Genomic DNA, 13,207 nt, shown 5'->3' on the forward strand with positions numbered 1-13,207 from the left:
TTCACGGTTTAAAAAACCGCCTACTGCAATCACAAAATAACGCTATTGTGGTTAACCACATATTGCTAAAAAATATGAATTAATGCACAAAACTAGCGTTTATCGGCTATCAATCAGCGTATTTACGATCTCTTATTACGCATTTATATTTAGCGCTCAAATTCACTCAGTTAACTCACAACTTTTTGCTGACTGCCCCTCTTCTTTAATCCCAACGTGGCCACACAACCTGTTATCTCATCTTCACGATTATCTAATCTAAAAGTACCTTCGTGTTCCTTCATCACCTCATTACAAATTGCTAGCCCTAAACCTAAACCATTTTCTTTAGTAGTAAAAAAGGTCGCCATTAATGCGTCAGAGTTTTGTGGTAGCCCTGGTCCATTATCAATAATCTGCACATCTACTTGATGCTCTTTAAAATGCATCGAAATAACAATTTTACCTTGTGCTGGCTTTGATTGAACTGGCTGGGTTTGTTCACTGATGGCATCAATACTGTTTTTGATTAAATTAATCAGCACTTGCATTAAACCAACACGATCAGCGGTAATAAAGAATGGTTCGCCTTGGGTATTGGTATCAATGCGAATATCGTTTCTCGCTAACTCAAGCTTTAATAACGAAATACTTTCGTCCACTAAGGTCAAAATATTCACATCAACCATCACGGCTTCTTTACGCTTTAATAACCCCCTGATTCGATGCACCACTTCACCCGCTCGCGTAGATTGTTGATGGATCTTACCGAGTAATTCGATGGCGGTGTCTTTATCCATTTGGTGTTTATTCTCAAGGCGCATTAATGCTCCTTCGCTATAGCTGGTGATGGCCGCGATAGGCTGATTTATTTCATGGGCAAGCCCTGCACCAATCTCGCCAATCATGGCAGCACTTTGTAACTTCTCTAGCGCAATTTCTTGTTGTTTTAATTGCCTTTCTGATGCCACTAACGATTCACTTTTTTGATGAAAACGATACTCAATCCATAAGTGATAAACCGTCGCGACCACAAATAAGAAAACAGCCAATATGCCCCAATGTCGATTATCTTTAAGCCATTTTAATAACGTATCCCAACGATTAACGTCAGAGTTTTCCACATGCAGTTCGCTAAATAATTGAATCACTGCTAACTGGCTGATAGGCGACGTCCAGCCTTTCAGCTGAGCCGTAATGGCTGCGGGATGTTCTGAAGGCAACTTCATCAAAGCTTGGGTTATAGCTTTGCTAAGCTCATTATCAACACTCTCATTGGCTGCAAACGACCAATTAGGATAGAGGTGTGTACTGCATTGGCAATCAAAGCCTTTGGGCTTACTTGGGTTTAATATTCTATATTCTTCGGACTTAATTAACCCACGCGCCACCATATCTTCAAAGGTACATAAAGGCGTGATTGCAGCATCTACGTTACCATCACGGACCTGATACAAAAGTGGGTCTAGCGGAAAACCTAAAAAGTGTATTTCTTTAAAATAGTTTTTAGAATCCATACCTAATTTGTGCATTAAACCAATAGTGGCTTGATAGCCGCCTAATGCATGAGGATCGCTCGCTGCAACCGATTTGTTTTTCAAGTCATACAAAGTACGGTATTCACTATCAGCTTTGACGATAACAGCAGATCCAATCGCAGAAGTCGCACCGTTATGACGACGAGAGCGCATAGTGGCGAGCCAAGATAGCGGGAACTGATTAGAAAGATAAAGGTATTGCCCAGGGTTGGTGATAATGAACTGAATCTCCCCCGACTCCATCGCTTGGTTTAGCGCGACAAAGTTACCAGGATAGACGTTAAAATGCGTGTCTGGCACTTGTTCATTAAGATAGTCCATCATCGGAGTCCAACGCGCGATAGCTTGTTGGTCTCCCCAATTAGCTAACACGCCCACATGTAGCTCTTGGGGTTTTGCCCATGCAGAAGAAATATAGCTCAATAGTAAAAAGCACACGATAATTCGTAGCACAGTAAACGCCTTAATTAGAGAAGTTTAATAAGCTTACGATAGAGCAACAACAATGCAACGTGATGCAATTCATGCTTTATATAAAATTAGTTCGCTTATCGATTCAAACTGAGATATCTATCAATAATACATCTACTTTTCGCAAAGAATGACTCTGATGAGCAATGGCGAAAGCCATTGTAAAAAACCACATTGAGGAACGGTTATGCTAAATGACATTAACGGCCCTGTATATCTCGTCGATGATGATGAAGCCATTATTGATTCCATTACTTTTTTGATGGAAGGTTACGGCTATAAGCTGATTAGCTTTAACTCAGGAGATTTGTTCTTATCCTCGGTCGATCTTGCTACTGCTGGTTGCGTGATTTTAGATGCCAGAATGCCCGGCCTTTCTGGCCCAGAAGTGCAGCAATTGCTGACTGAAGCCAACAGCCCGTTGGCTGTGATTTTTCTGACGGGACACGGCGATGTCCCGATGGCTGTCGATGCATTTAAACAAGGCGCATTTGATTTCTTTCAAAAGCCTGTACAAGGAAAAGTGCTATCCAACTCCATCGAAAAAGGACTGCTATACAGTATTCGCCAACACTGGAAAATGCATCACTTAGCCTTGATAGATGGACTGTCTGAACGTGAGAAACAAATTTTTAAACTGGTTATTGCAGGCAATACCAACAAACAAATGTCCAATGAATTATGCGTTGCGGTCAGAACCATCGAAGTTCATCGTTCAAAACTAATGGATAAACTTGGGGTGCAGAATATTGCTGAATTAATGAAGCTAGCGCCTTTGGTTTAGCGATATCTACCGAGGTCTTCAATCAATAAAGTTTGAAGCTTATTTTTTGACAGAAATTGGATAGAGTCAAAGCCCTTAAAGTGATGAGTCTCAGTAGTGAAAATATGGCAAGCGGATATTCGGTAACGCTTTGCTAAGCGGCAAAAAATTGTTGGCTAAAATAGCGACGCAGGAGTAAAAGCCAACTGTTTTTTGTCCTTTTGAAAGACTTGTTAAATGGCTTGTCTGCGTACCCTAGCAAGCTCTTCTTTGTTTCTTAATTGCCTAATTAAAAAGTCAGCCCAACGCCGTGAATACAAGTAACCGTCAAATCCTTCAACATATGCAGCATACTCACCCTTGTAGGTAGTGACAAGTTCACGCGGTCTAGCGTTATAAAACTTCCAACACTTTGTATGTAACGTAGGATTAAAGTCTTTTATCTTTTCTTTTACTATCGGAACTACTTTACTTGGTTTTAATTTAAATGGTGACTCAATACCCTTAATAAAAGCTACACCTTGTTCATAGTTTTCCATTTCATCATCGTTGAGTTTATTTACATTTATAAACTCAACTGCTAAATCAGCCGATTTAGCATGATTTCCGAGTTTTGGGACTAGGAAAGCTCTTATTCTATATTTTTGACTCTCTAAAACTTCATCTGACAAATCATTTTTATATGTTTCCATATACTCACGTACAACGCGATAATTTTCAGTTTGAAATTGTTTTAATGCTTCCAATTGCGCTTGTTCCGATGTTCGTGTTAGCTGCATAGCTATGGCTAGTCTTGCCATTAGTGCATGGCTATCCCCGAACTCTTCAACCAGTAAATTCTCAAAATTATTTAGCGCTGATTGGCATTCACCGCTAGTAGCAAGATCAACCGCAGGCAGACTTCTATGCTCAATCTTATTTCTTAGTCCAATTAGAAAATTCAAATTTTTGGTTTCTGGGTTATCTTGCCCTCCCCAATATTCAGTGCAACAACGAGATAACTCCCAAGCTTTTTCTTCGCCATCAATGAATGTAGGGTTTCCTTCTTCATCGAGATAAAAATAGTTTTCTGATTTTTTCTCGAAAATAGCATGAAAGAGTGCTGTGTAAGCTATAACAATATTGACTATGAAGCCATATGTCTTAAATTCTGTATAAGGGTTGTTGTATGTTGATACAGCTAATAGTGCAAATTCTCTTGCCTTGTGAAGAAGTATACTCTTTGAAGATTGATTATTAGGATCTTGTAGTTTTTGCGAGTGTATAAGACTAAACTCGTCTTTACTCAAATAGATCAGCCCTGTAGATGTATATTGACTACCATCTCTTTGAACGAATTGATGCCACCTTTTAGTAGGATATGTTCGACAACTACTAAGTGCCCAGCCTGATGCTTCAACAAGCTCAGCCATTGTGAAAGCTTCTCCTGCTTTCTCTTTTGCTAACATAAAATCAAAAGCTAGCTCTACTCTTTGATTCCGATTCAACGACATACTCCCTGAGCCATTTAACGCCTTACTAAGCTGCGCGAAATTGTTGGCTAAAATTGCGAGGAACGAAGCTAGCCAACTGTTTAGCGTCCGTTTGAGTAACTTGTTAGTTGCCTTTTGCAAACTGCCAAAAGTCTCTGTTTGCATATAAAACCCAATTTAAACTTTTTGGCACCATATAGAAATAAAGAATTTCGGTATCGCTTTGAAAAGAATTAAAGTTAGCCCAGTTTAAATCTAGCTGTTCAGTTAACCTTTTAGTTAAACCTGAATCTTTGTATATCCGTTCGAAAGACTCAAAGACAAACACTGTATCGTTATTTTGATACTCTAATAGGTTTGAGAAAACCTGATTAAATTGATCTTCAGATAACCAAGGCTTCAATTCTGAATTGGAGTTTTTAGTGATTTCCCAAAAATTAGAAGTAAGCTTTAATTCTTGGTCATTTTCAGTATCGATAATCGATTTCAAACCATCAAAATTCAACTGTGACTCCTAAGCCAACTAACATTTGTATAGTGCGCATGCGCGTTTATTTGGCAAAGCGCGCATGCACATTTAATAAACCTATTATTTAAGCCTTACTAAAGTAAAGCTATTGATTTATAAGCACTCTACCAGAGTGGTATTGGATAAACGAGCACAAATATGTGCAAAGTGAGCATTGAAATTGATGCCTTATCAGAAGTAATCAGCAGTAGTCACTTATCGATTAGAAAAAGTTGGTCTACTGGCTGTTACTTATCTTTACTACCTATCATTTGAAACACGTTTTGGGGCATAAACGAGTTACCCGTTTATGTGTTGCACTTCATCTATATTGGCTCAATTACTTAAGACCATCACTTCAATCTAATCCATTGCCTGCCGCAGGCTATCGTGCAAGCACGACTGTGACACGCTGCAAGTTCATCCCTGAAAGCTCGGCCATGACGTCCATGTCATGGACGGTCACAGCCGTGCTTACACCCGAATTTTCATCTCTTCGATTTAACTGTATTCATGACAATTTAAAGAGCTAAAAAGCTCAAGTTTTATAGGTGTTTCGATCTTCTAAGAATGCACAATTTGAATTGAGGTAAGCAAGAAAATTACGTGAGTCCAGACATGGATGTCTGGCTAGCTTTCAAGGGGAAGGGACGCCCCATCGTAAGCGTTAGTGATTTTTGTAGCTTGCCGAAGCGGACTCAAAATGAAGTTAAAAGCTGGATGATTCTCCGTTGGAAATTTTGCTGTTTAAATTTCGCCGGAGCTGCGGGGTGTTCTAAGAGGGAGTCGCAGTTCACTCCCTTTTAGTCTGGTGTGGGCGAAGCGCCACGACTTTGATTTAGACGTTGACCTAGACTTTGATTTAGATGTTTATTCGAATCTAGAAATCAGTAGCTAACGAAAGCTGCTAACAAGTATTGAGGCAAAAACGTGTTTCAAGTAGACCGAGTGAATGTCTAAAAATTTCACCGAATTACTACCTTTAGCAACTAAACCTCTACTACGTTCTCCCATGATAGTGATAAAATCTCTGCATCAGAATTATCCAGAAACTAGGTATTTATAAACAATGTTTATCCATCATGTTAACGACATCGACTGGCTAGTGATTACAGCTTTTGAAGAACTGAAAACGATGTTTATCGAGGAGGCTGGTGCTATCCCATCTTGCTTCTCTAGCGCCAGTGAATTGAGCCTAATTGATCAAGCCAAGCGCACTTATGGATATTTGCCTACACTCAGCGGCGTAATCACCGATACTGGTACATTTCAAAGTCAGGATAACGAAGAAGATTTAAGCCCACAGCTTGCCTGCCTAGTTGAGGGACGTGGTCGGGTGTTTATCTATCATGACGGTTTTGTGGCATTTGTGGATGACGAACAAACCTTTATAACCCGAATGGACTGAAATTATTCAATAAGCTGAAACTCGCATCCCTAGCAAGAAAAAGAGTAAAAGCGAGTTACAACCTCTAACTTTATACTTCATTTATTTTAGCTTTATTACAGAAAGGCATGGCTCAATCTAATCCATTACCTGCCGCAGCGTTTTATGCAGATACATCCATATTTTCGAGGGTATTAACGCATCTACGCTGGGATTAGTGTCTCTTCGATTTAACTGTATTCGCCACTAATAGACACAGAACAAAACCTTTCAGAATCAATTTGAATTGAGGTCATCGAGAAAAGGACGTGAGCTTGGCATGGATGCCAAGTTAGCTTTCGTTAGGCCACGGACGGCCTATCGGAAGCGTTAGGCCTTTTCGGCAACGGCCGAAGCAGGCACACATGAAGTTTGAAGCTGGATCGAACCCCATCGAAAATTATGCGTTTTTCAGCATTTTTCGTCTGGGGCGCTGAGGGTTTCCAAAGGGGCGCAAGCGCTTTGCCCCTTTGGTCTGGTGTGGGCGAAGCGCCACGACTTTGGTTTGTTCAAATAGCAGTCAAGGAATAAGGCAAAGCTTATTCCAAATGCCAACCGCTATTTAATCAAATAGTTAATAACCAAGCCCATCAACAAAAAAGCCGCTGAACATTGCTGTTTAGCGGCTTTAAAATGTTTAGCTGTTAATTAACAGCTAACAATCGTTTGCGCCATTTTACGGCGTAGGTAAGCAATTTGCTGCATATGCGGTAAATCTTTCGGGCACGCATCCTGACAACCTAGTAAGGTCATACAACCAAACACGCCATCTTGATTACCAATGACATGATAGAAATCTTCAGCGCTACGGGTATCACGGCTGTCCATTTCAAAGCGGGCGATTTTCATCATACCAACCGCGCCAACAAAGCTGTCTTTCATTTGCTTAGTTGCACAAGCAGATACACAGACCCCGCACTCAACACAACGTTCTAACTCATACAGTTTAGCTGCTTCAGCAGGATCCATTGGAGACTCTAAGCGATGGATATCAATATCATTCGCATCAGGTTGTAGCCACAACTGTAAACGCTCAGCAAGCTCGCGCATAAACTTGCCAGTGTTAACCGATAAGTCGCCAATCAGCTCAAAACCTGGCAATGGCATCAGCTTAATTTTTCCATCAGGGAAATTAGCCGTTAGCGTGCGACAAGCCAAGGTGGGTTTGCCATTAATCACCATAGCACAACTGCCACAAATACCCGCACGACAAACAAAATCAAATTGCAACGATGGATCTTGCTGCTCACGTAACAAGTTCAATGCAATAAACACCGTCATGCCTGGGGCTTCGGTGATCTCGTAAGTCACCATTTTTGGTTTGTCGTTTGGATCTTGCGGATCATAACGAAAAATTTCAAAACTAATCGTACGTGGGCTAGTCATTACTTCTCTCCCGACACAGCAATCGTGTCACTTAATCTTTCATTACGAGGACGTAATGTTTCAGGTAAATCAAATGGCATAATGGCCGCTTGTTTATCATAACGATCTGCGTCATCACCCAGCTCTGCAAGGATGTCAGCGATTTGAGTTTCACGTTTTGCAGTATCAGGGTGCGCTACGGCATTATCATTACCGTAACCACGATAACCTGGTGGTAATTCCATTTTCATCACATCAAGCTGCTCGTAACTTAACGTCGGCTCCAATGCATTTTCATTAGGCCAAGTGGATAGCGTTCGGTTAAGCCACTCTTTGTCGTTACGTTGTGGGTAATCTTCACGGGCATGGGCACCGCGGCTTTCTGTACGCGCGTTAGCGCCACAGGCAACGGTTAAAGCAACACGTAACATACGCGGTACGCGCAATGCTTCCACTAGCTCAGGGTTGGCATGACGTTTCTTACACTTAAGGCCGATATTCTTGCTGCGCTGCAGTAAGTCCTTTAACTCGGTAATGGCTTTTTCTAGCTCAATACCATTACGGAAAATGCCTACGTAATCCATCATAATGCGTTGCATGGCAAGCTTAATTTCAAACACATTTTCAGTGCCGTCGCCTACGAGTAAGTCATCAATTTCAGCTTGTAACTTGCTCATGCTGTTATCAATCACTTGAGTGTTTATTTCAAGCGTATTTTTCTCACAATAATCGGCCACATATTTTCCGATAATCATGCCACCCACAACGGTTTCAGCCAGTGAATTACCACCTAAGCGGTTAAAACCGTGCATATCCCAACAGGCTGCTTCACCGACACTGAATAAGCCTGCCAGTTGCGGGCTTTCACCAGTTGCATTAGTGCGGATACCACCCATAGAATAATGCTGTGTTGGCCTAACTGGGATCCAATCTTTTGCAGGATCAATCCCTAAGAAGTTTTCACAAATCTCTTTCACTTCACGTAAGTTGGTTTCAACGTGTTTGCGGCCAAGCAAAGTAATATCGAGCCATAAATGTGGCCCATAAGGGCTATCAACCCCTTTGCCTTTTCGCATATGTTCGGTCATGCGACGAGAAACCACATCACGTGATGCGAGTTCTTTCTTTTCAGGTTCATAATCTGGCATAAAGCGATGACCATCTTTGTCACGCAACAAGCCACCATCACCACGACAGCCCTCTGTGGTTAAAATCCCCACAGGCACAATCGCTGTTGGATGGAACTGCACCGCTTCCATGTTCCCTAACGTCGCAACGCCGGTATCCAATGCCAATGCTTGGCCGATACCTTCACAGATAATTGCGTTAGTAGACACTTCATAAATACGGCCATAGCCGCCCGTAGCAATCGTGGTCGATTTACCAATATAGGCACGTAGCTCACCCGTCACTAAACAGCGTGCAATCACACCGTGACAGCGTTTGCCATCATGGATAAGCGATAGTGCTTCAATGCGCTCATGAACAGGAATGTCCATTTCAATGGCTTTGTTATCAACGGCATATAACAGTGAATGTCCGGTGCCATCAGCGGTATAACAGGTACGCCACTTTTTAGTGCCGCCAAAATCACGTGCATTGATTAAACCATGGGCTTTTTCAGCTTCAGTAATGGTCACCTTTTCAGCATTCACCACCACTTGGCGATCGCCCGCGGTAATACGCGACCAAGGTACGCCCCAATTAGCCAGTTCACGCACAGCTTTGGGCGCACAATGAGCAAACATGCGCGCTACGTCTTGATCGCAGCCCCAGTCAGACCCTTTTACGGTATCTTGGAAATGAACATCTTCATCGTCGCCCATCCCTTTAACCGTATTGCCAAGGCTGGCTTGCATGCCACCTTGTGCTGCAGCTGAGTGAGAACGCTTCGCAGGAATTAGCGATAGCACGACTGTGTCTAAACCACGCTCTTTTGAAGCAATAGCCACACGTAAACCAGCAAGGCCTGCGCCGACGACTAATGAGTCTGTATATATAATTTTCACGGATACTCCTTAAATACGTTATGAGCCATGAATGCAATGCACTCTGGTTCATCTACAACTCGTTAGTCTTTAGCTCGGCACAAATGGAGTCACAGGTAACTCCAATGATTGACCGATAAAAATATAAGTAAGCAAACTAGCGATACCAATAATCATCAAGTACACCACCATTACTTTGGCAAGCTTTAATGCCGCCATGCGTTTAGTGGTAATGCCCCATTTAATGGCAACGCGATACAAACCAAACATGGCATGAATGACCACTGCAGGAAGCAGCAATACATAAAGCATCCACACATCTTGGTGATAAACCCGCTCAGCGGATAAATGCGGTCCGATTTCAGGGTTGGTGATCATGTCAAATAAGTGCACTGGCGCGAGGAAGAATAAAAGAAAGCCAGTGATCAACTGCCAAAACCAAATTTTAGTATCTTGGTGAGGCATAATCGTCATTTGGCTGCGCAGTGCTCGCCATTGTTGAATTTGGGCAGGGAATCGTCTTAATGCAAACAGAGCATGCACTAATACGACGATTAACATAAATGCCGAGACGAATTTAGTCGTTACAGGAAAACCTTGTCCGTTGTCACTGAACATACTGCCTTCAAGAAAATGCGCCACATGATAAAAGGCATCTTTGCTGATCAAAATGCTCGATTCAAAATGCAAATGCATAATAATGAAAAAGCCTAACAACAACCCGGTAGCACTTTGTAATTTATCGGCTCTGGCTGCCCAAATCGGGTTCAAATACCCTTTTGACGAGACGTCATGAATCTTTTGTGTTTGAGTTTGCGATGAAGCAGTCATAGTTTCCATGCCTGTTAATGACACATTTCTGGTAAATTTAGCTTATCAGCTATCCCTATTTCTCCTTGGCCATAAAAATTAAATCGTGATCAAGCTCACTTACCATTGATCGTCTTTTAGAACTTGATCACAATCACAAATTGTTCAAATTTAAGAACTCAAAATTTTGCTTATCTTTCATTAATTTATAGTGACATTCAAACAAAAGTGCGAGTTACACTGATTTCGTTATGAATATTAATAGGTTAATCATTAACCAGTCGTTAAAAGTGCTAAAACAAGCCTTTCGATGCAAATATGTAATATTTCACTATCAAATGCTGCTGTTTTAGCCTTCAAGCAGGTACAATACGCGATTAAATTATTCTCATAGGAAAAACTCCATGCCTTGGATTCAACTTCGCATTAGCACTAACAGCGACCACGCCGACGCACTCGGTGATCTTTTAATGGAGCAAGGTTCTGTATCAATTACCTATGAAGATGGTAAAGACACCCCTATTTTTGAGCCTAAGTTAGGTGAAACGCCACTTTGGCAAGACACCATAGTGATTGCATTATTTGATGCGGGCACTGACTTAAGTCCAACAGTGAGTTTTTTAGAAACTCTGCCTTATTTAGGTAAAGGGTTTAAACATAAAATTGAACAAATTGAAGACAAAGACTGGGTTCGCGAATGGATGGATAGCTTTCACCCAATTAAATTCGGCCAACGCTTATGGATATGTCCAAGCTGGCGCGACATTCCTGAGCCAGAGGCAGTCAACGTCATTCTTGATCCTGGTTTAGCTTTCGGTACAGGCACCCATGCAACAACGGCGTTATGCCTTGAATGGTTAGACGGTTTAGATCTTTCAGATAAAGAAGTCATCGACTTTGGTTGTGGTTCGGGCATTTTAGCCATCGCCGCCCTTAAACTTGGCGCGAAAACCGTAACGGGTGTTGATATTGACTACCAAGCAATTGATGCATCGACTGCCAACGCTGAACGTAACGGCGTTGCAGATAAGCTTGCTTTATACTTACCAGAAAACCAACCAGAGAATCTGCAAGCCGATATCTTGGTGGCTAACATCCTTGCTGGCCCACTTCGCGAGTTAGCACCACTGATTGCAGAAAAAGTGAAAACTGGCGGAAAATTAGCTTTATCAGGCCTCTTAGAAGAACAAGCAGAAGAAATCTCACAGTTTTATAGCCAATGGTTCATCATGGATGAAGCGGCTCACAAAGAAGACTGGAGTCGCTTGACAGGTACCCGCAAATAACGGTAAAGGCAGCGCATCCCTTATGGCAGCTAGATCTACGCATAAGGGAGCGATGACTACTCTCCAACTAAAAGTCAAGTAAAAAAGTTACATTTAGTTCATTTATTGACCTTTTCAGGAAGGCAAAAAAGGGCTAATATAGCGCCCCTTTGACGAGCAAGGTGAATAACGCAATGCAAATTGGCCCGTATCAACTGAAGAATCAGCTGATTGTGGCACCAATGGCAGGTGTCACCGATCGCGCTTTTAGAAACCTCTGTTTACGCTATGGCGCAGGTCTAGCGGTTTCAGAAATGCTTTCATCGAATCCTGAAGTTTGGGATACCGATAAAAGCCGCCAGCGCATGATGCATTCTGGCGAAGAAGGTATACGTTCAGTACAAATCGCAGGTGCAGATCCTGAATTAATGGCAAACGCAGCTCAGTTCAATGTTGAACAAGGTGCGCATATCATTGATATCAATATGGGTTGTCCAGCGAAAAAAGTGAATAAAAAGCTCGCAGGCTCGGCATTAATGCAAGATCCCCAGCTAGTAAAAGAGATTTTACAAGCTGTAGTTAGTGCAGTTGATGTTCCTGTGACATTAAAAATTCGCACAGGTTGGCAACCTGAACATCGTAATGGTGTTGAAATTGCCCGCATTGCAGAAGATTGTGGTATCGCTTCGCTCGCCGTTCACGGTAGAACGAGACAATGCATGTATAAAGGCTTTGCCGAATACGACACTATTAAAGCAATAAAACAAAATGTCTCACTCCCTGTTGTTGCCAACGGAGATATCGACAGTCCAGAGAAGGCTAAGTTCGTCTTAGATTACACTGGCGCCGATGCTGTAATGGTAGGACGTGGAGCCCAAGGCAGACCGTGGATTTTTAGAGAAATCCACCACTACTTGGAAACAGGTAAAAAATTACCGCCAGTTGAGGCGAGCGAGCAACGAGAAATCATGCTCGAACACCTTAACAAATTGTACGAATTGTACGGCGAATACAAAGGTGTCCGATTTGCCCGAAAGCATATGGGATGGTACCTAAACCAAGAAGAACAGCGACAGTTCCGTGCTGACTTTAATAGGCTTGAAACCGCTGAACAGCAATATTCCCTAGTGGAATGTTACTTTGATGAATTAGTAAATTTTTAATATAAAGAGCAGAATAGAATGTTTGATCAGACAACTACTAACACAGAAGTTCACCAGCTAACCGTAGGTAAGATTGAAACCGCTAACGGTACTATCAAGCCACAACTATTACGTGACGCAGTTAAGCGTGCAGTAACAAACTTCTTCTCTCAGTTAGACGGTCAAGAAGCGTCTGAAGTTTATGAAATGGTTTTAAGTGAAGTTGAAGCACCACTACTAGACATCATCATGCAACACACTCGTGGTAACCAAACACGTGCTGCAAACATGTTAGGTATCAACCGTGGTACTTTACGTAAGAAATTAAAAAAATACGGCATGAACTAAGAAGTAATTCTTAATCTGTTGTATTAAAACGGGTTTCTCAGCAATGAGAAGCCCGTTTTTGTTAACTTGCTACTCAACTTGCTACTCAATGAATCGAGCTTGATATCACCTGTTACACCCTTAATTGGCTTT

Annotated in this window: 11 protein-coding genes; 5 read left to right on the forward strand and 6 right to left on the reverse strand. The window is 41.9% G+C overall.

What is annotated here, in order from left to right:
• Nucleotides 1-170: 170 nt before the first annotated feature.
• Nucleotides 171-1,970 (reverse strand): sensor histidine kinase, encoded by a 1,800-nt coding sequence (locus tag L2737_RS19570; RefSeq protein ID WP_248956837.1) that lies wholly within the window; start codon nucleotides 1,968-1,970, stop codon nucleotides 171-173.
• Between the two features lie 205 nt (nucleotides 1,971-2,175).
• On the opposite strand from L2737_RS19570, the gene L2737_RS19575 reads away from it, so the two are divergent.
• Nucleotides 2,176-2,772, forward strand: a complete 597-nt coding sequence (locus tag L2737_RS19575) for a response regulator transcription factor (RefSeq protein WP_102529374.1) — start codon at nucleotides 2,176-2,178, stop codon at nucleotides 2,770-2,772.
• Between the two features lie 212 nt (nucleotides 2,773-2,984).
• Here L2737_RS19575 and L2737_RS19580 read toward each other — a convergent pair whose 3' ends face one another.
• Together L2737_RS19580 and L2737_RS19585 are read right to left on the reverse strand one after the other, a co-directional pair.
• Nucleotides 2,985-4,388, reverse strand: coding sequence for a DUF3644 domain-containing protein (locus L2737_RS19580; RefSeq protein ID WP_248956838.1), 1,404 nt, complete (start codon nucleotides 4,386-4,388; stop codon nucleotides 2,985-2,987).
• A complete protein-coding gene (locus tag L2737_RS19585) occupies nucleotides 4,348-4,728 on the reverse strand; it encodes a hypothetical protein (RefSeq protein WP_248956839.1) in 381 nt (126 codons plus the stop codon). Before L2737_RS19585 ends, L2737_RS19580 begins: the two co-directional genes overlap by 41 nt.
• 1,072 nt (nucleotides 4,729-5,800) lie before the next feature.
• On the opposite strand from L2737_RS19585, the gene L2737_RS19590 reads away from it, so the two are divergent.
• On the forward strand, nucleotides 5,801-6,139 hold the full coding sequence (locus L2737_RS19590; RefSeq protein ID WP_248956840.1) for a cytosolic protein: 339 nt from the start codon (nucleotides 5,801-5,803) through the stop codon (nucleotides 6,137-6,139).
• Between the two features lie 666 nt (nucleotides 6,140-6,805).
• On the opposite strand, the gene L2737_RS19595 is transcribed toward L2737_RS19590, so the two are convergent.
• The 3 genes from L2737_RS19595 to L2737_RS19605 all read right to left on the reverse strand — a co-directional run bounded on the left by L2737_RS19595 (nucleotide 6,806) and on the right by L2737_RS19605 (nucleotide 10,341).
• On the reverse strand, nucleotides 6,806-7,543 hold the full coding sequence (locus L2737_RS19595) for a fumarate reductase iron-sulfur subunit (protein ID WP_248956841.1): 738 nt from the start codon (nucleotides 7,541-7,543) through the stop codon (nucleotides 6,806-6,808).
• Nucleotides 7,543-9,531 carry a fumarate reductase flavoprotein subunit gene (locus L2737_RS19600; RefSeq protein WP_248956842.1) on the reverse strand — a complete coding sequence of 663 codons (1,989 nt, stop codon included), beginning with the start codon at nucleotides 9,529-9,531 and terminating at the stop codon, nucleotides 7,543-7,545. Before L2737_RS19600 ends, L2737_RS19595 begins: the two co-directional genes overlap by 1 nt.
• Nucleotides 9,532-9,600: 69 nt before the next feature.
• Entirely contained in the window at nucleotides 9,601-10,341 is a 741-nt protein-coding gene (locus tag L2737_RS19605) for a fumarate reductase cytochrome b subunit (RefSeq protein ID WP_153914164.1), read from the reverse strand.
• 383 nt (nucleotides 10,342-10,724) lie between these two features.
• On the opposite strand from L2737_RS19605, the gene prmA reads away from it, so the two are divergent.
• The 3 genes from prmA (at nucleotide 10,725) to fis (ending at nucleotide 13,075) form a co-directional block, all read left to right on the forward strand.
• Entirely contained in the window at nucleotides 10,725-11,606 is an 882-nt protein-coding gene (gene prmA, locus L2737_RS19610) for a 50S ribosomal protein L11 methyltransferase (protein WP_102529535.1), read from the forward strand.
• 173 nt (nucleotides 11,607-11,779) lie between these two features.
• Nucleotides 11,780-12,748 (forward strand): tRNA dihydrouridine synthase DusB, encoded by a 969-nt coding sequence (gene dusB, locus L2737_RS19615; RefSeq protein WP_102529534.1) that lies wholly within the window; start codon nucleotides 11,780-11,782, stop codon nucleotides 12,746-12,748.
• 18 nt (nucleotides 12,749-12,766) lie between these two features.
• Nucleotides 12,767-13,075 (forward strand): DNA-binding transcriptional regulator Fis, encoded by a 309-nt coding sequence (gene fis, locus L2737_RS19620; RefSeq protein ID WP_055023591.1) that lies wholly within the window; start codon nucleotides 12,767-12,769, stop codon nucleotides 13,073-13,075.
• Nucleotides 13,076-13,207: the final 132 nt, after the last annotated feature.

This window comes from Shewanella electrodiphila, assembly GCF_023283985.1.
Lineage (GTDB): Bacteria > Pseudomonadota > Gammaproteobacteria > Enterobacterales > Shewanellaceae > Shewanella > Shewanella electrodiphila.

Bases quoted from the DNA above. Each gene is read 5' to 3' on its own strand.
- L2737_RS19575 (WP_102529374.1), top strand. From the start codon at position 2,176: ATGCTAAATGACATTAACGGCCCTGTATATCTCGTCGATGATGATGAA.
- L2737_RS19580 (WP_248956838.1), bottom strand. From the start codon at position 4,388: ATGCAAACAGAGACTTTTGGCAGTTTGCAAAAGGCAACTAACAAGTTA.
- L2737_RS19590 (WP_248956840.1), top strand. From the start codon at position 5,801: ATGTTTATCCATCATGTTAACGACATCGACTGGCTAGTGATTACAGCT.
- L2737_RS19595 (WP_248956841.1), bottom strand. From the start codon at position 7,543: ATGACTAGCCCACGTACGATTAGTTTTGAAATTTTTCGTTATGATCCG.
- L2737_RS19605 (WP_153914164.1), bottom strand. From the start codon at position 10,341: ATGACTGCTTCATCGCAAACTCAAACACAAAAGATTCATGACGTCTCG.
- prmA (WP_102529535.1), top strand. From the start codon at position 10,725: ATGCCTTGGATTCAACTTCGCATTAGCACTAACAGCGACCACGCCGAC.
- dusB (WP_102529534.1), top strand. From the start codon at position 11,780: ATGCAAATTGGCCCGTATCAACTGAAGAATCAGCTGATTGTGGCACCA.
- fis (WP_055023591.1), top strand. From the start codon at position 12,767: ATGTTTGATCAGACAACTACTAACACAGAAGTTCACCAGCTAACCGTA.